This window comes from Myxococcus guangdongensis (genome assembly GCF_024198255.1).
GTDB classification, from domain to species: domain Bacteria; phylum Myxococcota; class Myxococcia; order Myxococcales; family Myxococcaceae; genus Myxococcus; species Myxococcus guangdongensis.
In genome coordinates this window covers 339,868-366,048 of sequence record NZ_JAJVKW010000007.1, presented here as the reverse complement: position 1 = coordinate 366,048, position 26,181 = coordinate 339,868, and the positions used below count along the sequence as shown (strand labels likewise).

Annotated in this window: 1 protein-coding gene (only partly in view); it reads left to right on the top strand. The window is 71.0% G+C overall.

The window, feature by feature from the left end; translation table 11 throughout:
- Positions 1–26,181, top strand: the 3' portion of a protein-coding gene (locus tag LXT21_RS23240) for a non-ribosomal peptide synthase/polyketide synthase (protein ID WP_254040359.1). Its footprint begins 16,878 nt before the window's first position; the window shows 26,181 of its 43,059 coding nt (coding positions 16,879–43,059); the start codon falls outside the window, past its left edge; it ends in the stop codon at positions 26,179–26,181.

Below are 26,181 nucleotides of genomic sequence, written 5' to 3'. Positions count from 1 at the left end.
CAGGAGGATGTGCTCGTCGGCGCGCCCATCGCGGGTCGCCGGCATGGCGAGCTGGAGGGGCTGGTCGGCTTCTTCGTCAACACGCTGGTGCTGCGTGCCCGCGTGCGTCCCGAGGAGTCCTTCCGCGCGCTGCTCGCCCAGGTGCGCGAGACGACGCTCGCGGCCTACGAGCATCAGGACCTCCCCTTCGAGCGCCTCGTCGAAGAGCTCCAGCCGCAACGCGATCTGGGCCGGAGCCCCGTGGTCCAGGTGGTGTTCGCGCTCCAGAACACGCCCACGCCGACGTTGCGCGTGCCCGGCCTCACCCTGCGTCAGCTCGACGTGGACAACGACACGGCGCGCTTCGACCTGGGGCTCGTCCTCGTCGAGGAGGCCGACGGCCTGCGCGGCGTCATCGAGTACAGCACCGAGCTGTTCACCGCGCCCACCGTGGCGCGCCTCGCGAGCCACCTGCGCAACCTGCTCGAGGCCCTGGTCGCGGCGCCGGACCGTCCGCTCTGGTCGCTGGACCTGGTCTCCGCGGAGGAGCGCCACCAACTGGTCAACGCGTGGAACGACACCACGCGGCCCTACCCCACGGACATCAACTTCGTGGAGGGCTTCTCCCGACAGGCGAGCCTGAACCCCCAGGCCATCGCCCTGGAGTCCGGCGACCAACGGCTGACCTACGGCGCGCTGGAGGCGAAGGCCAATCAGCTCGCGCACCTGCTCCGCTCGAAGGGCGTGGGCCCCGACGTGCTCGTGGCCGTGTGCCTGGATCGCGGGTTCGACGTCGTGGTCTCCATCCTCGCCGTCATGAAGGCCGGAGGCGCCTACGTTCCGCTCGACGCGGCGTACCCGGTGCAGCGCCTCACCTTCATGGTGGAGGACTCGCGGCCTTCCTTGCTGCTCACCTCCCGTGTGCTGAGCGACAAGCTGTCCCTGCCCGTTGCTGGCCCGGAGCGCTTGCTCGTCGAGGACCTGAAGCTGGAGTCGTGGCCGTCCACGCCGCCGGTGTCCAACGCGGGCCCTCGCAACCTGGCCTACGTCATCTTCACCTCCGGCAGCACGGGGCGTCCCAAGGGCGTGGCCATCGAGAACCGGGGCCTGATGCGCCTGTGCTACTCGGAGCCCTACCTCCGCTTCGGCGCGAAGGAGACCAGCATCCTGCTGGCGCCCATCTCGTTCGATGGCTCCGTGCTCGAGGTGTGCCCGTCACTGCTCCACGGTGGCCGCGTGGTCATCTTCCCGGCCGACGCGGTGCCCAGTGACTTGGACCGCCTGGGTGAGGTCATGGCGCGGCACGAGGTCTCGTTCTCGCACATGCCCTCCGGCCTCTTCGCGCAGCTCGTGGAGCACCGCCCGGACATCCTGGCCCGGATGGGGCAGCTCCACGTCGGCGGCGAGGTGCTCTCCGTGCCGCATGCGCACCGGGCGCTGGCCTCGCTGCGTGTGCCCATCATCAACGCGTACGGGCCCACGGAGTGCTCGGTCATCGCGACCCACCACCCGCTGACGGGGCCCATGCCGTCGGGCATCTCCTTCCCCATCGGCACGCCCATCGACAACACCACGGCCTACGTCCTGGATGCCCGCATGCAGCTGGTGCCGGTGGGCGTCCCGGGCGAGCTGTACCTGGGAGGCGTGGGGCTCGCGCGCGGCTACGTGTCGCGTGCGGACTTCACGGCCGAGCGCTTCGTCCCGCATCCGTTCAGCCCCCAGCCCGGTGAGCGGCTCTACCGCACGGGCGACGTGGCGCGCTGGCGGCCCGAGGGCGTGCTGGAGTTCATCGGCCGCACCGACCACCAGGTGAAGATTCGCGGGTTCCGCATCGAGCTGTCCGAGGTGGAGGCCGCGCTGGCCGCCCAGCCCGGGGTGCACGAGTCCGTGGCCGTCGTCCGCGAGGACGTCCCGGGAGACCGTCGCCTCGTGGCCTACGTGTCGCCGCGAGAGGGACAGTCGCTGGACACGACGGACCTGCGCGCGGGCCTGCGTCAGCGCCTGCCCGAGTACATGGTTCCATCCATCATCGTCACCCTGCCCTCGCTGCCGCTGAGCACCACGGGCAAGGTGGACCGCAAGGCGCTGCCCAAGCCGGACGCCGCGTCCACGGGACGTCACGGGCGCTTCGTCGAGCCGGCCAATCCGCTGGAAGAGCGCATCTCCGCCGTCTGGGCGCGGGAGCTGGGCGCCGAGCGGGTCGGCGTGCATGACCACCTGTTCGAAGAGCTGGGCGGCACGTCCCTCTCCGTGGTGCGCATCGCGGCGCGCTTGCGCGAGGAGCTGGACCAGCCGATTCCCGTTGTGTGGCTGTTCGAGCACCCCACGGTCCAGGGGCTGGCGCGAGCCCTGGAGAAGCAGAGCGCGGAGACGGCCGCGGCGAACGCACCCCAGTCGGTGCCGGCGCCGGAGCGGCCGGTGTCACGTCCCTCGACGACGGGGGCCGTGGCCATCATCGGCATGGCGGGCCGGTTCCCCGGTGCGGGCTCGGTGGACGCGTTCTGGCGCAACCTGCGCGAGGGCGTCGAGTCCATCTCCCGGTTCAAGCCCGAGGAGCTGGAGCGAATGCCCGGTCTGCCCGACGGCATCGAGCTGAACCAGCACCCGGCGTTCGTCCCGGCCGGTGGCGTGTTGGAGGGCGCGGACCGGTTCGACCACGCGTTCTTCGACATGTCCCTGCGCGAGGCGCAGTGGCTGGACCCGCAGCAGCGCGTGTTCCTCCAGTCCGCGTGGACGGCGCTGGAGGACGCGGGCATCGACCCCGAGCGATTCCCGGGCGCCATCTCGCTGTACGCGGGGGCCATCGACTCCGGCTACACGGAGGCGGTGCGGGCCACGGTGCCGTTGGATGGTGCCGCGCTGTTCGAACTCTACGGCACGGCGACGCACGAGAGCCTGGCGACGAAGACGTCCTTCAAGCTGGGCCTCACCGGTGAGAGCGTCCTCATCCACACCGCGTGCTCCACGGGCCTCGTGGCTGTCCACCTGGCCTGCCAGAATCTGCTGGCGGGCATGTCCGATGTGGCCATGGCTGGCGCGACGCGCCTGTCGGTGCCGCAGCGCACCGGCTACGTGTACCAGGAAGGGATGATCCTCTCGCCGGACGGGCACTGCCGCTCGTTCGACGCGGCGGCGCAGGGCACCGTCTCCGGCAATGGCGTGGCCTGCATCGTCCTCAAGCGGCTGGAGGACGCGGAGCGGGATGGGGACTCCATCCACGCGGTGATTCGCGCGACGGCGACGAACAACGACGGGCGCGACAAGTCGGGCTTCACCGCGCCGAGCGTGCAGGGCCAGACGGCCGTCATCCGGCAGGCGCTGGCGCGCTCGGGCGTGAAGCCGGAGGAGATCGGCTACGTGGAGGCGCACGGCACCGCGACTCCGCTCGGAGACCCCATCGAGGTGACGGCGCTCCAGCGCGCCTACGGCCTGGGGCCCGAGCACCAGGGCACCATCGCGCTGGCTTCGCTCAAGTCGAACGTCGGCCACCTGGACACGGTGGCGGGCCTCGCGGGCCTCATCAAGGTGGCGCTGTCGCTGCGGCACGGAGAAGTCCCGCCGAGCCTGCACTTCGAGCGCCCCAACCCCCAGATTGATTTCGACGCCACCCCGTTCTTCGTCAACACCACCCTTCGGCCGTGGCCGAGGAGCGAGTCGCCGCGGCGTGCCGCGGTCAGCTCCTTCGGCATTGGTGGAACCAACGCCCACGCCGTGCTCGAGGAAGCTCCGATGTCTCCGAGTGGCTCCAGCTCACGCAAGCACCACCTGTTCGTCCTGTCGGCGCGCACGCCCGAGGCGCTGGACGCGGCCTCGAAGAACCTGGCCTCCCATGCGGAGAATCAGGGTGATTCGCTGGCCGTGGCCGACGCGGCCTTCACGCTCGCCGTGGGTCGCAAGGGCTTCGAGCACCGCCGCGTCGTCGTGGCCCGCGACGCGGCCGAGCTGACCCGTCAGCTCCTCAAGCCCTTCACGCCCACGAAGCTCAAGGACCTGGAGGCCGCGCGCCGTCGCCGCGTGGCCTTCATCTTCCCGGGCCAGGGCACGCAGCAGCTCGGCATGGGGCGCGAGCTGCTCGATACGGAGCCTGCGTTCCGCGGGCACCTGGAGTCGTGCCTGGCGCTCCTGGACGGGGCGCTGCGAGAGCGCGTGCGCGCGCTCCTGACGTCGGGTCCTGGGCAGGAGGCGCAGCACGCGTCGTTGCTCGCGGACACGCGGGTGGCGCTGCCGGCGCTGTTCTCCGTCGAAGTGTCCCTCGCGCGGATGTGGATGGACTGGGGGCTGAAGCCGTACGCCGTCCTGGGGCACAGCTTCGGTGAGTACGCCGCGGCCTGCGTGGCGGGGGCGTTGTCGCTGGAGGACGCGCTGAAGCTCGCGGTGGCGCGGGGTGAGCTGATGCACCGCATGCCCCCGGGGGCGATGCTCGCGGTGGCGATGCCGGAGTCGCAGGTGCAGCCGCTGCTGACGGGCCGGTTGTCGCTGGCGGCTGTCAACGCGGCGGACCGTTGTGTCGTCGCCGGACCGGTGGCGGAGGTGGAGGCGCTCCAGGAGACGTTGAAGGCGCGCGACGTGGGGGTGGTGCGGATGCCCGCGCCGCACGCGTTCCACTCGGCGGACGTGGAGCCGCTGATGCCGGAGCTGGCGCGCGTGGTGGCGTCGCTCACGCGTTCGGAGCCGACGCTGCGCTACGCGTCCAGCGTGACGGGCACGTGGGCGAAGCGCGGCGCGCTGGCCGAGCCCCAGTACTGGGCGGACCAGATGCGTCAGCCCGTGTTCTTCTCGGACGCGGTGGGTGCGCTGCTCGAGGACGGGTGCAGCGTGCTGCTGGAAGTGGGCCCTGGTCAGGACCTGACGCCGCTGGTGCGCGCGTCGCTGGGCCAGGACAAGGACCGCGTGAAGGCGCTGGCGACGCTGCGCCGGAGCGCCTCGACGACGGAGGACGCGAGCCTGTTGGCCTCGGTGGGCGAGCTGTGGACGCAGGGCGTGGAGGTGGATTGGTCCGTCTTCTTCGCTCACGAGCAGAGACGACGGCTGCACCTGCCCACGTATCCGTTCCAGGAGAAGCGAGTCTGGGTGGATGCGAAGCCGGGCGCGCAGCCCGTGCCGTCGGTGGTGGCACAGCAGCCCGTGCAGCTCCGTGCCGCGTCGGGGGCGCCGCTCCCCGTTGCGGAGACGCATGCCGTGCCGGCCATGCCGTCCGGGATGGAGCCGCAACGTCCTACGTCGCCGAGCCTCGTACCACCGGCTGCCGCGTCGAATGGCTTCGCGCCGCATGCCGCATCGACCGGCTTCGGGTCGCCTGCGTCGCCGGGCTTCGCGCCGCGGTTGCCGCCTGTGGTCGCGCCGGCGGCGACGTCGCTGCGCGCAGCCCCGATGACACCCGTCGAGCTTCCCCCTTCGATTCAGGAGCCCGAGCCTGTCGCGCCGGTGCGTGAGGACGCGCCTCGGGGTCCTATCGAGGAGCGGCTCGCGGGGCTGTGGCGTGAGCGCCTGGGCTTGGAGTTCGTCGGCCGAGAGGACGACTTCCTGGAGATCGGCGGCAACTCGCTGATGGCGGCGCAGCTGCTCAACCAGGTCCGTGAAGCCTTCGGCGTCCAGCTCCCGCTGGCCGCGCTGTTCGAGGCGCCCACGGTCGCGGGCATCGCCCAGCGCATCGAGCCGCTGTTGCGACAGGCTCCCGCCGCTGCCCCGACACGCGAGCTCCCGCTGGTTCCGCTCCCTCGCACGGGCGAGCTGCCACTCTCCTACGTGCAGGAGCGCGTCTGGCGCCTGGAGCAGCACCTGCCCGGTCTGTCCGCGTACAACATCCCCTTCGTGCTGCGGCTCGAGGGCGACCTGGACCCGGCCACGCTGGAGCGCGCCGTCCAGGAGATCGTCCGCCGGCACGAGGCGCTGCGCACCACCTACGACGTGGTCGACGGCCGTCCCGTGCAGCGCTTCCACGAGAACGTGCGCATCCCCCTGCCCATCGTCGACGTCGCCGGGGACACGCCCGCGCGCCGCGAGGACGAGGCGATGCGGCTGGCCCGCGAGGAGGCGATGCTGCCGTTCGACCTGGTGACGGGCCCCGTCATCCGGACCGCGCTCCTGCGCCTGGAACCCAAGCACCACCTGCTGCTGGGCAGCATCCACCACGTCGTCTGCGACACGCTGTCCACGGCGCTCTTCATCAACGAGCTGATGCAGCTCTACGGCGCCTTCAAGCAGGGCCGCCCGTCGCCCCTCCCCCCCCTCCCCATCCAGTACGCCGACTTCGGCGCGTGGCAGCGCACCGGCGTCCTCGAAGGACGCTTCCCCGAGCAGGAGTCCTGGTGGCGTCAGCGCCTCGCGGGCATGCCCAGGCAGCTCGACGTCCCCACGGACCGCAAGCGTCCCGCGAGCTGCCCTCTCACCTCCGTGCGCCTGCCCGTGGAGTTCCCACGTGCGCTGGCCCGCGAGCTGGGCGCGTTCGGCAAGCGCGAGGGCTACACGTCGTACATGCTGGTGCTCGCCGCGTGGCAGACGCTGCTGCACCGCTACAGCGGGCAGACGGACATCATCGTCGGCACGCCCATCGGCAACCGCACGCGGCCGGAGCTGCTGCCGCTCATCGGCTACGTGGCGCACTCGGCGGCGTTCCGCACCAGCTTCGCGGACGACCCGACGTTCCGGGAGCTGCTCAACCGCGTGAAGCAGGAGCTCAACGAGGTCCAGTCCCGTCCGGACGTGCCCTACGAGTACCTGGTCGAGGCGCTCATCCCGGGCAAGGACATCGGCCGGGGACGCATGGCGGACACCGTGTTCGTCTTCCACAGCGGCATCAGCGGCGGCGCCGCGGCCCTGGAGATGACCGGCGTGCGCGGCTCCATCGTCGAGGTGCCGGACGGTCCGGTGCAGTGGGGCACCACCCTGTCGGACCTGACGCTCGTGCTGGGTGACGAGTCCGGCCGCGTCCACGGCGCGCTCGAGTACGCGACGGAGCTGTTCGACGCGAGCACCGCGCAGGGCCTCGTTGACCATCTGCACGTGCTGCTCGCCTCCGCGATGGCCCGACCCGATGAGCGCGTCTCCCGTTTGCCGCTCGTCACCGAGGCCGAGCGCTCCGCGTGGCCCGCGCCACGTCCCACGCAGGCCCTCACCTCCGTCCCGGCGCAGCTCGCCGAGCGCGCGAAGCGTGACGCCGACGCCGTGGCCGCGCTCGTCGGTGAGAAGTCCTGGACCTGGGCCGAACTGTCCCGTCGCGCCGGGAGTGTCTCCGCGAGGCTGCGCGCCAGCGGCTTGAAGAGCGGTGCGACTGTCGCGGTCTGCCTGCCCCCCTCCCCTGACAAGCTGGCGGTCCTCTGGGGTGTGCTCGACGCGGGTGGCGCGGTGGTGGCCCTCGGCGCCACGGACCTGGGTCGGCTGTCGAACTATGCACCCCAGGACGCCGCGGCGCCCCTGCTCATCACGTGGCGTGGTGTCGTCACGTCCTCCAAGCTGGACGCCTCGCGCGTGCTGTACGTGGAGGATCTGGAGTCCGCCGCATCGGTGAGCCTGGGCGCGACTCGCGCGGAGACCCCCGCGTGGGTGTTGCCCTCGGGGACGAACCAACCCGCGTGGACGCTGGACCACCACGCGCTGGCGGACCTGTTCACCGCGATGGACGCGCGGCTGCGTCCGGCGGAGGGCGGCACGTGGCTGGCGGCGCTCGACACGTCGACCGAGCGGCCGGAGCTGGAGATGTTGTGGGCGCTCTCGCGCGGCCTGCGCGTGGCCTTCCCCTCCGAGGCCGTCACGGCCCGGCTGGTCCGACTCCAGGGGGGTGGTCCTCGCACCCAGGCGATGGACATGAGCCTCATCTACTTCGCCAACGACGAGGACTCGCTCACGGGGCCGAAGTACGAGCTGCTCATCGAGGGCTCGAAGTTCGCGGACGCGCATGACTTCTCCGCGGTGTGGACGCCGGAGCGGCACTTCCATTCGTTCGGAGGCCTATACCCGCAGCCGGCCGTGGTGGCCGCCGCCATCGCCACCGTCACCAAGAACCTGAAGCTGCGCTCCGGCAGCGTCGTGCTCCCGCTGCACGACCCGATGCAGGTCGCCGAGCAGTGGTCCGTGGTGGACAACCTCTCCGGCGGCCGAGTGGGCTTGTCGGTGGCCACGGGCTGGCACGTGGCGGACTTCTCCTTCGCCCCGGCGAACTTCGAGGACCGCCGCAACGTCCTGATGAAGCACCTGGAGACGCTGCGCTCGCTGTGGCGGGGCGAGAAGCAGAAGCGCGTGGGCGGCGGCGGCGTGACGGTGGAGGTGGCCCTGCGACCGAAGCCCGTGCAGCGAGAGCTGCCCGTGTGGCTCACGGCCGTGGGCAACCCGGAGACGTTCCGTCTGGCCGGCGAGGTGGGCGCGGGCGTGCTCACGGGTCTGCTGGCGCAGTCCATCGACGAGCTGAAGTGGAAGGTCGCGATGTACCGCGAGGCGTGGCGCCGCAACGGTCATCCGGGCCGTGGCCACATCACGGTGATGCTGCACGCGTTCATCGGTGACGACGAGCATGAGGTGCTGCGCACGGTGCGAAAGCCCCTGCTCGGCTACTTCCGCAGCTCGGCCGAAATCACCGCGTCGCTGCTGGCGGCCCAGGGACACCAGGGGGAGATCGACAAGGTCTCCGAGGAGGACATCAACACGCTGCTGGAGCACACCTTCGAGCACCACGCGAAGGGCACGGGCCTCATCGGCACGGTGGAGAGCGGCTTCAAGCGCCTGCTCGATGTCCGCGAGGCGGACGTGGACGAGGTGGCCGCGCTCATCGACTTCGGCCTGGATACGCCCATCGTCCTGAAGGGGCTGGAGAAGCTGGCCGTGCTCCGCCAGAAGCTGGTGCAGGAGGCCGCGTCCCGCCAGGAGCAGGTGGTGGTCGAAGGCGACCAGGGCGTGAGCGAGGTGCTGGCGCTGGCGCGTCGCTCCGGTCAGGTGTTGCTGCACACGTCCGCGCGACTGGCCCGCACGTTGACCGAGCTGCCCGGTGCCCGCGAGGCGCTGAGCCCCGTGGGGGCGCTGGTGCTCGATGGGGCCTCGGCCGAGCTGGCCACGGCGTTGGCGAAGAGCTCCGGGCTCCAGGTCCTGCTCGCGGGAGCGCCGCGTGAAGGCGCGCTGTTGCCGCGTGCTCCCGAGGAGCGCGTGCCCGCGGGGCTGCGTCCGTGGATTCTGGACACCGCGGGGCTGCCCGTGCCCGTGGGCGTCGTCGGTGAGCTGGCGTTGGAGGGCGCGGGTCTGCCCTCCGGTTTGTGGCGCTCCGAAGAGGAGGCGCGTCGCCGGCTGGTGGCGCACCCGAAGGGCGCGTCGTCCCAGCTGTTCCGCACGGGTCGCCATGCGCGACTGCGCGCGGATGGTCGCCTCGAGCCGGTCAGTGTCCCGGCGCCCAAGGCCCCTACCCCTGCCGCCGCCAAGGCCCCGTCGCCGCCCACGCGGACCGAGGCTCGCCCTGTTGCCGCGCCCACCGCGCCCACGGGGATTCCGCGCGCGCGCAGGGACCCGCCGCTGCCGCTGTCGTTCGCGCAGCAGCGCCTCTGGTACCTCCAGCAGTTGGACCCGTCGAGCACCGCGTACAACAACAGCTCCAGCTTCCGGTTGGTGGGGCCGTTGGACACCGCCGCGCTGCAGCGTGCGCTCGACGAGCTGATGCGTCGTCACGAGGTGATGCGGACCACGTACCTGCTCACCGAGACGGGCACGACGCAGGTGGTCCAGCCCGCGACGGGGCTGCCGATGCCGCTGGAGGACGTGCCCGGCGCGACGCCCGAGGCGCGTGAAGCCGCGATGCTGCGCCGCTGCGAGGAACAAGGCGCCTGGGTGTTCGACCTGGCCCGAGGCCCCGTCATCCGCGCGGTGCTGCTGCGCATGGGTCCGCAGGACCATGTGCTCAACCTGGTCATGCACCACGTCATCTCCGACGCGTGGTGCTCGCTGGTGCTCGCGCGCGAGATGTCCGTGCTCTATGCCTGCTACAACGCGGGCATCGAGTCGCCGTTGCCCGAGCTGCCCGTGCAGTACGCGGACTACGCGGTCTGGCAGCGTGAGTACCTGGAAGGGGTGGTGCTGGACGGGCAGCTCCGGTGGTGGAAGGAGCAGCTCCTCGGCGTTCCCGCGCTGGAGCTCCCCACGGACCGGCCGCGTCCGGCGGTGCAGTCCTACGACGGTGGCAGCCTGCGCTTCGTGGTGGGCCGCGAGGTGGCGGAGCCGCTGCTCGCGCTGGGCCGCAAGGAAGGCGCCACGTCCTTCATGGTGATGCTGGCGCTCTACCAGGCGCTCCTGGGTCGTCACGCGGGCCAGGATGACTTCGCCATCGGCATCCCCATCGCGGGCCGCACCCAGCCCGAGACGGAGGGGTTGATCGGCTGCTTCGTCAACACGTTGGCGATGCGCACCCAGCTCACCGAGGCTCCGACGTTCCGGGAGCTGTTGGGCCGCGTGAAGAAGCAGTCCCTGGGCGCGTTCTCGCGACAGGATGCGCCGTTCGAGCGGCTCATCGAATTGCTCCAGACGCCGAGGGACCAGAGCCGCACGCCGGTCTTCCAGGTGGTCCTCAACGTCATCAACACGCCGCCCGCGGAGACGTCACACCAGACGCTCAAGCTGAGCCAGATTGATGTCGCCACCGGGACGTCGAAGTTCGACCTGAGCTTCGAGGTCGTCGAAGGCCAGGGCGAGCTCCACTGCCGCTTCGAGTACGCGGCGAAGCTGTTCGATGAGTCCACGATGAAGCGCCTGGTCGAGCACTTCTCCGTGCTCGCTCGCGCCGTCGTCGCGTCTCCGGACCTGCCGGTCCAGCGCCTGCCGTTGATGGGCGAGGCGGAGCGGCAGCAGGTGCTGGTGGGCTTCCAGGGACGCACGGAGGTGTACCCGAAGGACGCGACGTTGCACGCGCTCATCGAGGCGCAGGTGCGGCGGACGCCGGAGGCGGAGGCGGTCCGCTTCGAGGGGGCCAGCCTCACCTACTCGCAGCTGGATGCACGCGCCAATCAGCTGGCCCACCACCTGCGCACGCTGGGAGCGAAGCCCGGGGTGTTGGTGGGCGTGTGCCTGGAGCGCTCGCTGGATTTGGTGGTGGCGCTGCTGGGAGTGCTCAAGTCGGGAGCGGCCTACGTGCCGTTGGACCCGGCGTACCCGAGGGAGCGGTTGGCGGGGATGCTGGAGGACGCGGACGCGCCCGTCGTCATCACGAACGAGAAGCTGAAGGAGGTGCTGCCGGCGAATGGCGCGCGAGTGGTGAGCCTGGAGGGCGGGTGGGCGGAGGAAAGCCGGCAACCGGTGGGGTACCCCGGTTGTGAGGCGGAAGCGGGCTCGCTGGCGTACGTCATCTTCACGTCGGGCTCGACGGGCCGACCGAAGGGGGCGATGAACGCGCACGAGGGAATCGTCAACCGGCTGTTGTGGATGCAGCAGGAGTACGGGCTGACGGCAGCGGACACGGTGGTGCAGAAGACGCCGTTCAGCTTCGACGTGTCGGTGTGGGAGTTCTTCTGGCCGCTGCTGACGGGAGCGCGGCTGGTGGTGGCGAAGCCGGGAGGGCACCAGGACCCGGCGTACCTGGCGAAGCTGCTGAAGGAAGAGCGAGTGACGACGGTGCACTTCGTGCCGTCGATGCTGAGAGCCTTCCTGGAGGAGCCGGGGCTGGAGGGGCTGAGCCAGCTGAGGCGGGTGGTGTGCAGTGGAGAGGCGCTGACGGCCGAGTTGGTGGCGAAGGCGCACGCGCGGCTGCCGGCGGGAGCGGAGGTGCACAACCTCTACGGCCCGACGGAGGCGGCGGTGGACGTGTCGTCCTTCCACTGCGTCCGAGGCACACAGCGCACGAGCATCCCGATTGGGCGGCCGGTGGCGAACACGCGGCTGTACGTGCTGGACGCGCAGGGCCAGCCGACGCCGGTGGGCGTACCGGGAGAGCTCTACATCGGCGGCGTGCAGGTGGGCCTGGGGTACTGGAGGCGGCCGCAGTTGACGGCGGAGCGCTTCGTGCCGGACGTGTACTCGCAGGTGCCCGAGGCGCGGCTGTACCGCACGGGGGACGTGGCGAGGTGGCTTGGGGACGGGACGCTGGAGTACCTGGGCCGCTCGGACTTCCAGGTGAAGCTGAGAGGGTTCCGGATTGAATTGGGAGACATCGAGGCGGCGCTGCTGTCGCACGCCTCGGTGAGAGAGGCCGTGGTCCTCGTGCGCGAGGACTCCCCGGGCGACCAGCGCCTCGTCGCCTACGTCACGGGTGACGCCGAGCCGCTGACCGCGTCGCTGCTCAAGACTCACCTCCAGCCTCGGCTGCCCGAGTACATGGTGCCGTCGACCTTCACGCACCTGGGCGTGCTCCCGCTGACGCCCAGCGGCAAGGTGGACCGCAAGGCCCTGCCCGCGCCGGAGGCCCCCGTCGTACAGGCCGGCCGTTACGTCGCGCCCCGGACGCCCGTGGAGGAGACGCTCGCCACGCTGTTCGCGCAGGTCCTCGGCGTGGAGCGCATCGGGATTCACGATGGGTTCTTCGAGATGGGCGGTCACTCGCTGCTCGCGACCCAGGTCGTGGTCCGCGTCCGGAGCGCGCTCGGGCTGGAGTTGCCGCTGCGCACCCTGTTCGAGGCCCCCACCGTGGCCGCGCTCGCGGAGCGACTGGATGCACGTCGTCCGGGAGCGGAGCTGCCGCCCATGGTCCGCGTGGACCGGACGAAGCCCCTCCCGCTCTCGTTCGCGCAGCAGCGCCTCTGGCTCATCAGCCAGTTCGCGGGTGCCGTCAGCGCCTACAACATCCCGCTCGCCCTGAAGCTCGAAGGCGCGCTGGACCTCTCCGCGCTCCAGCGTGGCTTCGACGCGTTGATGGAGCGGCACGAGGCGATGCGCACCACCTTCCGCGCGGACGGTGACACGCCCGTCCAGGTCATCCACCCGGCCTTCCCCCTGCCCTTCCAGTTCGTGGACCTCACGTCGCTCACGAACGCGAAGGAGCGCGAGGCGGAGACCGTCCGACTGGCACTCGAAGAGGCGCGACGTCCGTTTGACTTGCTGAGCGGACCGCTGGCCCGCGCGCTCCTGTTGAAGCTGGGCGAGCAGGAGCACGCGCTGGTGCTCAACATGCACCACATCGTCTCGGACGGCTGGTCCACCGGCGTGCTGGTCCGCGAGATGGCCGCGCTCTACGCGGCGTTCCTCGAAGAGCGTCCCTCGCCGCTGCCGGCGCTCCCGGCGCAGTACGCGGACTTCGCCGTCTGGCAGCGCGACTGGCTCCAGGGTCCGGTCCTGGAGGAGCAGGTCGGCTACTGGCGCAAGAAGCTCGAGGGCGCGCCGGCGCACCTGGACCTCCCGACGGACAAGCCGCGTCCCGCGCAGCAGTCCTTCCAGGGCGCCGCGGCGCTGATGCACCTGCCGTTGTCGCTCACCGAGGCGCTGGAGACCTTCGCCCGTCGCGAGGGCGCCACGCCGTTCATGGTGCTGCTCGCGGCCTTCCAGGTCCTCCTGCAGCGGCACTCCGGACAGGACGACATCCTGGTGGGCTCGCCCATCGCCGGACGCCGACTGGCCGAGTCCGAGGCCCTCATCGGCTACTTCGCGAACACGCTCGTCCTGCGCTCCCGGATCCAAGGCCAGGACTCGTTCCGCGCGCTGCTCGCCCAGGTGCGGGACACCACGCTGGAGGCGTACGAGCACCAGGACGTGCCCTTCGAGAAGCTGGTGGAGGAGCTCCGCCCGGCCCGAGACGCCAGCCGCACGCCGCTGTTCCAGGTCTCCTTCACGCTGCACAACGCCCCGCTGCCGGCGCTGTCCCTGCCCGGCCTGACGCTGCGGCCGATGGACCACCACCACGGGGTCATCCGCTTCGACATGGAGCTGTCCTTCCATCGCGAGGAGACGGGCTTCCGCGGCGGCATCAACTACGCCACGTCCCTCTTCGACCACGACACCGTGGCCGCCATGGCGAGCCACCTGCGCGTGCTGCTCGAGGAGGTCATCGCCTCACCGGACGTCCCGCTCGCCCAGGTCTCCATGCTCACCCGCGAGGAGCGAAGCCGGGTGCTGGTGGAGTGGAACGACACCGCCACGAAGGCGCCGCGTCCCCCGTCGATCCACGACGCCTTCGCGAAGCAAGCGGAGCGCACGCCCCAGGCCATCGCCCTCACCTACGCCGAGGGCCAGCTCACCTACGCCGAGCTGCGAGCCCGAGCGAACCAGGTCGCGCACCACCTGCACGTGATGGGTGTGCGTCCCGGTGGCCGCGTGGGTCTGTGCGTGGAGCGCTCGCCGGAGCTCATCATCGGCATGCTGGGCATCCTCCAGGCGGGCGCGGCCTACGTGCCCCTGGAGCCGAGCTACCCCGCGGAGCGCCTCACGTGGATCCTCCGTGAGTCCGCGGTCAGCATCCTCCTGACGCAGGAGCACCTCGTGGACGAGCTGCCCGAGCTGGGCTGCCTGCCCGTCCTGCTGGACGCGGAGTGGCGCGCCATCTCGAAGCAGCCGACCACCGCGCCCGCGGTCTCCGTGGGCGAGGAGGACCTGGCCTACGTGATGTTCACGTCGGGCAGCACGGGCCAGCCCAAGGGCGTCTGCGTTCCCCACCGCGGCGTGCTGCGGCTGGTGCGGGACAACACGTTCATGCGCTTCGGGCCGGACGAGGTCTTCCTCCAGCTCGCGCCCGTGGCGTTCGATGCCTCCACGCTCGAGGTCTGGGGTTCGCTGCTCAACGGCGGACGGCTGGTCCTCGCGCCCCCGAAGGCGCAGTCGATCGAGTCGCTGGGCGCGCTGTTGAAGGGCTCGGGAGTCACCGCGCTGTGGCTGACGGCGGCCCTCTTCGACCAGGTCGTCCAGCACCAGGGCGAGGCGCTGGCGGGAGTGCGCCAGGTGCTCGCGGGTGGCGACGTGCTGCCCGTGCAGCGCGTGACGGAGCACCTGTCGCGAATCGCGCCGGACGCGGTGCTCATCAACGGCTACGGCCCCACGGAGAACACCACGTTCTCCGCCACGCACGCGCTGCGGGCCGGGGACACGGTGGGTCGCTCGGTGCCCATCGGCCGACCGTTGTCGAGCTCCACGGCCTACGTGCTGGACGCCACGTTCCAGCCCGTGCCGCCGGGAGTCACCGGTGAGCTGTTCGTCGGAGGCGATGGCCTGGCCTGGGGCTACCTGAACCGCCCGGACCTGACGGCCGAGCGCTTCGTGCCGCACCCGTACGCCTCCACGCCGGGAGCACGCCTGTACCGCACGGGCGACAAGGCGCGCTGGCGCGCCGACGGCACGCTCGAGTTCATGGGCCGCGTCGACTTCCAGGTGAAGATCCGCGGCTTCCGCATCGAGCCCGGCGAGGTCGAGCAGACGCTGCGCCGCTTCGCCGGCCTGCGAGACGTCGTCGTGGTGGCCCGCGAGGACATCCCGGGCGACAAGCGACTGGTGGCCTACGTCGTCCCGGAGACCCCGGGAGTGGACGTGGGCGCGATGAAGACGTTCGTCCAGCGTCAGCTCCCCGAGTACATGGTGCCGTCGGCCATCGTGGAGCTGGCCGCCCTGCCCCTGTCTTCCAACGGCAAGGTGGACCGCAAGGCCCTGCCGACCCCGGAGGTCCCTGTCTCCAAGGACCCGGCCGAGAGCGCCCCGCGCACGCCCCTGGAGACGCAGCTGGCGGGCATCTGGGCGGAGGTGCTGCACCGCGACTCGGTGGGCATCCACGATGACTTCTTCGAGCTGGGCGGCCACTCGCTCCTGGCCACGCAGGTGGTGTCCCGCATCCGGGCCACGCTGGGCGTCGAGCTGCCCTTGGGTGAGCTGTTCGGCGCGCCCACGGTGGCCGAGCTCGCGGAGCGGATCGCCAACGCCACGGTGGCGAAGGCCCCGGCGCTCACGCGCGTGCCGCGCACGACGGACCTGCCGTTGTCCTTCGCGCAGCAGCGACTCTGGTTCATCGACCAGCTGGAGCCCGGGTCCACGCTCTACAACAACCCGTTCCCGCTGCGGCTGGAGGGCACGCTGGATGAGCGGGCCCTGCGACGCACCTTCGACGAGCTGGTGCGGCGCCACGAGTCGCTGCGCACCACGTTCCGTTCGGAGGGAGGCCAGCCGGTCCAGAAGATCCACCCGGCGACCTTCGTGCCCGTGCAGAAGGTGGACCTGTCGCGCATCGACGAGGAGGACCTCCGGATGTCGGAGGCCCTGCGACTGTCGAACGAGGAGGCGCGTCGTCCGTTCGACCTCTCCCGGGGACCGCTGCTCCGCACGCTGCTCATCAAGCTGCGTCCGCAGGACCACATCCTGCTGCTCCACGTGCACCACATCGTGTCGGACGGCTGGTCGCTCGGCGTGTTCGTGCGGGAGCTGACGTCGCTCTACGAGGCGTTCCGCAAGGGGCTGCCCTCGCCGTTGCCGGAGCTGGCCGTGCAGTACGCGGACTACGCCGTGTGGCAGCGCTCCTGGCTGCGCGGCGCGACGCTCGAGGCGCAGGTCGGCTGGTGGAAGCAACAGCTGGAAGGCGCGCCGTACGCGCTGGACGTGCCCACGGACAAGCCGCGCCCGGCGGTGTTCACCCACAAGGGCGCCGTGCTGGACATGGTCATCCCGCTGAAGCTCAGCCAGGCCCTGGAGTCGCTGGCGCAGAAGGAAGGCGCCACGCCCTTCATGGTGCTGATGGCCGCGTTCCAGACGCTGCTGTACCGGTACTCGGGCCAGGACGACATCCTGGTGGGCTCGCCCATCGCGAACCGCAACGTGGCGGACACGGAGGTGCTCATCGGCTTCTTCGTGAACACGTTGGTGCTGCGCGCGCGCTTCGAGCCGAAGATGTGCTTCCGCGCGCTGCTGGCCCAGGTGCGTGAGCGGACGCTCGGCGCCTACGAGCACCAGGGCGTCCCGTTCGAGAAGATCGTCGAGGAACTCCAGCCCACGCGCGACGCGAGCCGCACGCCGCTGTTCCAGGCGATGCTCACGCTGCAGAACGCGCCGCTGCCGGAGATCGTCCTTCCCGAGCTGTCCGTGGGGCCGCACCCCATCGACTCCACCCACCTGGCCATGTTCGAACTCGGGCTGGATTTGACGCGCGCGCCGGAGGGCTTCTCCGGTGGCTTCACGTACAGCACGGACCTGTTCGAGCGCTCCACGATGGAGCGCTTCGCGGAGCACCTGCTCGTGCTGCTGCGCGGCATCGTGGCGGACCCGGGGGCTCCGCTGGAGGAGCTGCCGCTGCTGCCTCCCGAGGAGCGCAAGCGGCTCCTCCTGGAGTGGACGGGTGAACGCGAGCCGCTGCCCGCGGACGCACGCATCCACGCGCTCATCGAGGAGCAGGTGCTGCGCACGCCGGACGTCACGGCGGTCGTGTCCGGTGAGGACTCGGTCACGTACCGCCAGCTGGATGCACGGGCCACGCGGTTGGCGTGGAGACTGCGCGAGCTGGGCGTCGGGCTGGAGACGCGGGTCGCCGTGTGCGTGGAGCGCTCGGTGGAGCAGCTGGTGGCGCTCCTCGGCGTGCTGAAGGCCGGTGGTGCCTACGTGCCACTGGACCCGGAGTATCCGGCGGAGCGACTGAGCTTCATGCTGGAGGACAGCGGGGCGCGCGTGGTGGTGGTGCGCGAGCAGGTCCGCGAGAAGCTGGGCGACACGTCGGACCGCGTCTTCGTGGACGTGGACTTTGTGCCTGAGACGGGCGACGTCGCTCCGCTCTGCGTGGTGGTGCCTCCGGAGGCGGCGGCCTACGTGCTCTACACGTCGGGTTCGACGGGCCGGCCCAAGGGCGTCGTGGTGCAGCACCGCTCGCTGGTGAACTTCACCCGCGCGGCCTGGAAGACGTATCCCGTGGAGCTGGGGGACCGCGTGCTCCAGTTCGCCTCCATCAGCTGGGACACCAGCGCGGAGGAGATCTACCCGTGCCTCACGCGAGGCGGGACGCTGGTGCTGCGCACGCCGGACATGCTCGACGTGCCGGAGGTCTTCCTGGCGAAGTGCGAGGCGGCGGGGGTGACGCAGCTCAACCTGCCCACCGCCTTCTGGCACGAGGTGACGGCGAGCCTGGAGGAAGGCCGCGCGAAGCTGCCCTCGATGCTCAAGTGGGTGGTGATTGGCGGAGAGCGCGCGGCGCCGGAGCGGGTGGCCGCGTGGCGTCGCACCGTGGGCGCCGCCCTGCCCCTGCGCAACACCTATGGCCTGACGGAGGTGACGGCGGTGGCCACGGCGGTGGACCTGATGGCGTCCACGGCCGAGGCGTTCGAGAGCGCCCAGGAGGTCCCCATCGGTCGGCCGCTGACGAACGTGATGACGTACGTGCTGGACAGCGCGTTCACGCCCACGCCCACGGGCGTGGTGGGCGAGCTGTTCATCGGCGGCGAGGGGGTGGCCCGTGGCTACCTCGGCCGGCCGGACCTGACGGCGGAGCGCTTCATCCCGAGCCCCTTCGGTCAGGGCGAGCGGCTCTACCGCACGGGCGACAAGGCGCGCTGGCGACGTGACGGTGGCCTGGAGTACCTGGGGCGCGGCGACACGCAGGTGAAGGTGCGCGGCATCCGCATCGAACTCGGTGAAGTCGAGGCCGCGCTGCGGGCTCGCGAGGAGGTCCGCGACGCGGTGGTGCTGGTGCGTGAGGAACCGCCGGGCGACAAGCGCCTGGTGGCGTACGTGGTGCCGACGGAGGGCCTGGAGCCGACCCTGGACGTCCTGGCCCTCCATGACCACCTGAGACAGCACCTGCCCGGGTACATGGTCCCCGCGGCCTTCGTGCCGCTCGCCGCCCTGCCCCTCACTCCGAACGGCAAGGTGGACCGCAAGGCGCTGCCCTCGCCCGACGCGAGCCTGCACCGTGTCAGCCGCCAGCACGAGCCTCCCGCGACGCCGCTGGAGGGACGCCTGGCCGAGCTGTGGCGAGAGCTGTTGAACGTCCCCACCGTGGGCCGTCGCGACAACTTCTTCGAGCTGGGTGGCCACTCGCTGATGGCCACGCGGCTGGTGGCGCGAGTCCGCGAGGACTTCAAGGTGGACCTGGGACTGCGGGCCTTCTTCGAGGCCCCCACGCTGGCGGGGCTCGCCGAGCGCATCTCCGGCGCCACCTGGGGAGACACGCTCCCGGACCTCGAGGTGGCTCGCGGTGACGGGCCGGTTCCGCTGTCCTTCGCACAGCAGCGCCTGTGGTTCCTGGACCAGCTCCAGCCAGGGATGGCCATCTACAACATGCCCGTGGCGCTGCGCCTGTCGGGACGCGTGGAGCGCGCCGCGTTCCATCGCGCCGTCGACGAGCTGGTGCGGCGTCACGAGTCCCTGCGCACCACGTTCCAGGCCGTGGACGGTGAGCCGCGACAGGTCATCCACCCCGCGCAGCCCGGCAACCTCCGGGTGGTGGACCTGTCCCGAGTCTCACCGGCCGAGCGGATGGAGGAGGCCTATCGGCTGGCGCGCGAGGACTCGCTCACCCCGTTCGACCTGCGCACGGGTCCCCTGCTGCGAATCACGCTGCTCGTGCTCGACGCCAAGGAGCACGCGCTGCTCGTGTGCATGCATCACAGCATCTCGGACGGCTGGTCGCAGGCCGTGCTGGTGCGCGAGCTGATCCAGCTCTACGAGGCGTTCCGGCTCGGTCGTCCGTCGCCGTTGCCGGAGCTCCCGGTACAGTACGCGGATTACGCCGTGTGGCAGCGACAGTGGCTCCAGGGGCAGACGCTCCGGAAGCAGCTCGATTGGTGGAGCCAGCAACTCGCCGGAGTCCCGGGGACGCTGGATGTCCACACGGACAAGCCGCGTCCCGCGGTGCTCTCGCACCAGGGCGCCACGGTGCCCGTGAACGTGTCGCCCGCGCTCAGTCAGAGCCTGGAGAAGCTGGCGCGCCGTGAAGGTGTCACGCCCTTCATGGTGTGGATGGCGGCGTACCAGGCGCTGCTGCACCGGTACTCGGGGCAGGATGACTTGCTGGTGGGCTCGCCCATCGCGGGACGACGTCACTCCAAGACGGAGGGCCTCATCGGCTTCTTCGTCAACACGCTGGTGATGTGCGCGCGCTTCACCCCGACGCTCACGTTCCGGAGCCTGTTGGCGCAGGTGCGCGACACCACGCTCGGAGCCTACGAGCACCAGGACGTCCCGTTCGAGCGGTTGGTCGAGGAGCTGCAGCCCACGCGCGACCTGAGCCGCACGCCGTTGTTCCAGGCGCTCTTCGTCCTGCAGAACATGCCGAACGCGGAGCTGACGTTGCCGGAGCTCTCGATCAAGGGCGTGGAGGTGGAGTCCACCGTCAGCCGCTTCGAGCTGGAGCTGGCCCTGGTCCGCGCGCCGGAGGGGTACCAAGGTGTCCTCAGCTTCAGCACGGACCTGTTCGAGCGCGCCACCGCCGAGCGCATGGTGGCGCACCTGCTGCGCCTCCTGGAGGCGGCCATCTCCGAGTCGGACGCCCCGCTGTCCTCCCTGTCCCTGATGGACGCGACGGAGCGCCAGCGCATCCTCGTGGACTGGAACGACACGGCGGCCGACTACCCGTCGGAGTCCACCCTGCCCGCGCTGTTCACCGAGCAGGCCCTTCGCACGCCCGAGGCGATTGCCCTCCAGTTCGAGGGACAGCGCCTCACGTACGCGGAGCTGGAGGCCCGTTCGAGCCAGCTCGCTCGACATCTGCTGTCGCTGGGCCTGGGCCATGAGCCACGGCTCGCGGTCCTCATCCCACGCGGGCTGGAGCTGTACGTGGCGCTGCTCGGCATCCTCAAGGCCGGTGGCTGCTACGTCCCGCTCGACGCCGCGCATCCTCGGTCGCGCATCGCGTTCATGCTCGAGGATTCGGGCGTCGCGGGTGTGCTCACGGTGAGCTCGCTCGGGGCCTTGCTGCCCTCGGGCTCGTGGCCCGTGGTGACGCTCGACACGGAGTGGGAGCGAGTCTCCCGCCAGTCGAAGGAGGCGCCGTCCCTGCCGTTGAGTTCGGACAACCTCGCGTACGTCACGTACACATCCGGCTCCACGGGGACGCCCAAGGGCGTGGCCATCACCCACCGCGGGGTGCTGCGGCTCGTCTCGGGCGTGGGCTTCGCGTCCCGCGAGCCGGGCGAGGTCATCCTCCAGGTGGCGCCGCTGACGTTCGACCCCACTGCGCTCGAGGTCTGGAGCGCGCTGCTCACGGGCGCGCGGCTCGCGGTGTATCCACCGAGGACCCCGGAGGTCTCCGAGCTGGCCCGGGTCATCGACGAGCACCGCGTCACCACGGCGCTGCTGGCCACCGCGCTCTTCGATGTCATGCAGCAGCACGAGCCCGCGGCGCTGTCTCGCCTGCCTCGACTGTGGGTCGGCGGAGACGTGCTGCCCCTGCCCACGGCGCGTGAGCGATTGGCCCAGGGGGGCTCGCTCATCAACGCGTACGGCCCCACGGAGGTCACGGTCGTCACCACGCAGCACGTGCTGCCGGCGGGGACACCCATCGACGCGGCCGTCCCGATTGGACGCCCGATTCCGAACACGCGGGTGTACGTGCTGGATGCGTCGCTGCGCCCCGTGTCCGTGGGCCTCCCCGGTGAGCTGTTCATCGGTGGCCCGGGCCTCGCGCGTGGCTACCAGGGCCGACCCGCGCTCACCGCCGAGCGCTTCGTGCCGGACCCCTTCTCCACCGCGCCGGGCGAGCGCCTCTACCGCACCGGGGACAAGGTGTGCTGGACCGAGGACGGCGAGCTGCGCTTCCTCGGGCGCATCGACCTCCAGGTGAAGGTGCGCGGCTTCCGCATCGAGCTGGGAGAGATTGAAGCGTCCCTCCGCGCGCACCCCGAGGTCCGCGAGGCGGCGGTCGTCGTCCGTGAGGACGTGCCCGGGGACAAGCGCCTGGTGGCCTACGTCGCCACGGTCGATGGCCATGCGGCCAAGGGTGAGGACCCGAAGGCGTGGCTGCGACAGCGGTTGCCCGAGTACATGGTGCCCGCGCACGTCGTGACCTTGTCCGCGCTGCCTCAGACGACGCACGGCAAGGTGGACCGGAAGGCGCTGCCCAAGCCGGACGCTTCGGGGCTCGACAACGGCAAGGTCCACGAGGCTCCCGTGACTCCCGCGGAGCAGCGTCTGGCCGAGCTGTGGAAGGAGCTGCTCCAGGTGTCCCGCGTGGGACGTCACGACAGCTTCTTCGAGCTGGGCGGCCACTCCCTGTTGGCCACGCGTCTGGTGGCGCGCATCCGCGCCGAGCTGGGCCAGGAGCTGGGCGTCCGTGCCCTGTTCGAGTCGCCCACGCTGTCCTCGCTCGCGGCGCGCCTCCGGCAGGGCCTGCCCGAGGAACAAGGGGTGACGGTGCTGCCGCCGCTCGTCCCCGCGCCGAGGAACGGGCCGCTCCCGCTGTCCTTCGCGCAGCAACGCCTGTGGTTCCTGGACCAGCTCCAGCCGGGCAGCGCGCTCTACAACATCCCATATGCCCTCAAGCTGACGGGCGACGTGGACCTGTCGTCGCTCCAGCGCGCCTTCGATGCGCTGCTCCAGCGTCACGAGTCCCTGCGCACGACGTTCCGCATGGAGGGCGGTGAGCCGCGACAGGTCATCCACGCACCGGTGCCCCAGCCCTTCACCACGGTGGACCTGCGTGCGTCGTCGCCGGAGCAGCGTGAGGCCGAAGTGCGACGCGTCATCAGCGAGGACGCGGTGCGCCCGTTCGACCTGTCCACCGGTCCCCTGCTCCGCGTCACGGTGATGCGGCTGTCGCCGACGGAGCAGGTGCTGTGGGTCTGCATGCACCACATCATCTCGGACGGCTGGTCCATGGGGGTGTTGGTGCGCGAGCTGACGATGCTCTACACGGCCTTCCAGCAAGGCGGGGCCGTGGAGCTGCCGGCGCTGCCGGTGCAGTACGCGGACTACGCCGTGTGGCAGCGAGGTTGGCTCCAGGGCGGCGCCCTGCGTGCACAGCTCGACTGGTGGAAGCAGCACCTCGAGGGGGCCGCGCCCGCACTGGAGATGCCCACCGACAAGCCTCGCCCCGCCGTGCCTTCGTCCAACGGTGCACTGGTGCCGGTGTGGCTGCCGGCCGCGCTGAGCGACGCGGTGGACGTGGCGACGCAGCGCGAGCGCGTCACCCCGTTCATGTTGTTCCTGGCCGTCTATCAGGCCCTGCTCCAGCGCTACTCGGGGCAGGAGGACGTCGTCGTGGGCTCGCCCATCGCGGGCCGACGTCATGCGCAGACGGAGGGCTTGCTGGGCGTCTTCATCAACACGCTGGCGCTCCGGGCCCGCTTCACGCCGGAGCTGACGTTCCGAGGACTCCTGTCCCAGGTCCGTGACGCGACGCTCGGAGCCTTCGAGCACCAGGACCTACCCTTCGAGCGACTGGTGGAGGAGCTCCAGCCCGCGAGAGACCTGGGCCGCACGCCCCTGTTCCAGGCGATGTTCGTGTTGCAGAACGCGCCGTCGCCCGGGGTGTCGTTGTCGGGCCTGTCGCTCGAGGCGATGGACGTGGAGCTGGCTTCGACGAAGTTCGAGCTCAACCTCCACCTGTTCCGGGCGCCTGACGGCTACCGGGGTGGGCTCTTCGTCAGCACGGACCTGTTCGAGCCCGCCACCGGCGAGCGTCTGGTGCGTCACTTCCAGCAGCTCCTGGAGCGCGCGCTGGCGACCCCGGATGCTCCGCTCGCGACGCTCCCGCTCCTCACGGACGCGGAGCGCCAGCGTGTCCTCGTGACGGAGCCCGCGCCCGTGCCTCCGGGGCTCCCGTTCCATCGTCTCTTCGAGCAGCAGGCGGCGCGCACCCCCGAGGCGCCGGCGCTCCGCTGCGAGGAGCAGGAGTGGACGTACCGTCGCCTCGACGAACGGGCGAACCAGCTGGCGCACCACCTGCGCTCGTTGGGCGTGGGACCGGATGTCCCCGTGGCCCTGTGCCTGGAGCGAGGCGTGGAGCTCATCGCCGCGCTGCTGGCGGTCCTCAAGGCGGGCGGAGCCTACGTCCCGCTGGAGCCGTCACAGCCGGCCGCGCGTCTTCGTGCGCTGATGGAAGAGGTCTCCGCGCCCGTCGTGGTGACGGAGTCCCGCCATGAGTCGGCCTTCGACGGACTGTCCCTCCACCGCGTGCGCGTGGACACGGACGCGGCCGTGCTCGCGAAGCAGTCCACCGAGGCTCCGCGAGTCGAGGTCCGAGCCGAGCACCTGGCCTACGTGCTCTTCACGTCGGGAAGCACCGGGCGCCCCAAGGGCGTGGCGGTGTCGCACGGCGCGCTGATGAGCTACGTCCACGCGGTCATCGACCGGCTCGCGCTGACGGAGTGCAAGAGCTTCGCGCTGGTCTCCACGTTCGCCGCGGACCTGGGCAACACGGTGCTGTTCCCCGCGCTCGTCACGGGTGGACTGCTGCACGTGCTGACACAGGAGCGAGCCCGCAGCCCGGAGGGCATGGCCGAGTACTTCCAGCGGCACGAAGTGGACTGCATGAAGATTGTCCCGTCCCACCTCGCGGCGCTGTTCACGGGCGGCGAGACGGGGACCATCGTGCCGCGCAAGCGACTGGTCCTCGGCGGCGAGTCCTCGTCGTGGGCACTGCTGGAGCGGGTGCATGCCCTCGCGCCCGAGTGCCAGGTCTTCAATCACTACGGGCCCACGGAGACCACGGTGGGAGTCCTCGCGGGGCGGGTGGAGCTGCCGCCCGGTGACAAGGCGCCGGCGCAGGTCCCGCTCGGTCATCCGCTGGGACAGACGCGCCTCTACGTCCTCGATGTGGGCCTCCAGCCCGTGCCCGTGGGGGTGCCGGGAGAGCTGTACGTCGGAGGCCCGCAGGTGGCCCGGGGCTACCTCGGTCGCCCGGAGCTGACGGCGGAGCGCTTCCTGGCGGACCCGTTCAGCAAGTCCCCCGAGGCGCGGATGTACCGCACGGGAGACCGCGTCCGGTGGCTCGAGGATGGCCGCGTGGAGTTCATCGGCCGCGTGGACTTCCAGGTGAAGGTGCGTGGCTTCCGCGTGGAGCCCGGCGAGGTGGCCACGGTGCTGCGAGGCCATGTCGGCCTGCGAGATGCCATCGTCGTGGCGCGAGGAGACGGCGCGGACCGGAAGCTCATGGCCTACGTCGTGGCCGCGTCGTCCACCGCGCCGGAGGCCCCCGAGCTGAGGATGTGGCTCCAGCAGCGGCTGCCCGAGTACATGGTGCCCTCCGCGTTCGTCACCCTCCCCGCCCTGCCGCTGACGCTCAACGGCAAGGTGGACATGAGGGCCCTGCCGGAGCCGACGCACGAGGCCTCCAACACGCAGGACCTGCTCCCGCCCAGGACGCCGCTCGAGCTCCAACTCGTGCGCGTCTGGGAGGACGTGCTCGGCGTGCGTCCCATCGGTGTCCGCTCGAGCTTCTTCGAGCTGGGCGGCCACTCCCTGCTCGCCGTGCGCATGATGTCCGCGGTGAGCGAGGTGGTGGGCCACCCCGTGCCCCTGGCCGCGCTGTTCCAGGCGCCCACGGTGGAGCAGCTCGCCGCGTTGCTGCGCGACGGGGCCACGAAGACGGGCACCTCACCCGTGGTCCCCTTCGGCGCCCTGCGTCCGGGTGGGAAGACGCCGTTCTTCTGCGTGCACCCCGTGGGTGGCAACGTCCTCTGCTACGCGGAGCTCGCGCGTCGGCTCGGGACGGATCGTCCGTTCGTGGGGCTCCAGGCCCAGGGCGTGAATGGTGAGGCGACGCCGCGCGGAACCGTCGAGGAGATGGCGACGGCCTACGTGGACGCGATGCGGAAGGTCCAACCGTCCGGCCCGTATCTGCTGGGCGGCTGGTCGCTCGGAGGCGTCATCGCGTACGAGATGGCGCGACAGCTCCGTGAGCAGGGCCAGCAGGTGGAGCTGCTCGCGCTCATCGACGCGTACGCACCGGGCGCGGTGAAGGCTCCGGAGCCCTCGGAGATGGACCGGCTCCAGGTCATCGGGATGTTCGTCCAGGACCTGCTCGGCGCCTCGCTGGCCCACGTCGAGCTGGACCTGGAGGCCCTCGCGGCGATGGCTCCGGACGCGGTGCTGGAGCACCTGCGCGTGGCGGGCGAGCGCGCGGGAGTCCTGCCTCCGGGGACGGACCCTCGCCAGCTCCAGTCACTGCTCCAGGTGTTCGAGTCGAACCTGAAGGCCGCGCGGCGCTACGTCCCCCGGCCGAGCCAGGAGCGCGTGGTGCTGTTCAAGGCCACGGAGCATGACGCGGAGCTGCCCTCGGATGGCGGCTGGTCCACGCTCGTCGGCGCGGGCCTGGAGCGGCACCCCGTGGCCGGGAGCCACTACGGCGTGCTCCGTGAGCCGGGCGTCCAGGCGCTGTCCGAGCGTCTGCGTGAGGCGATGAAGCACCTGCCCTGA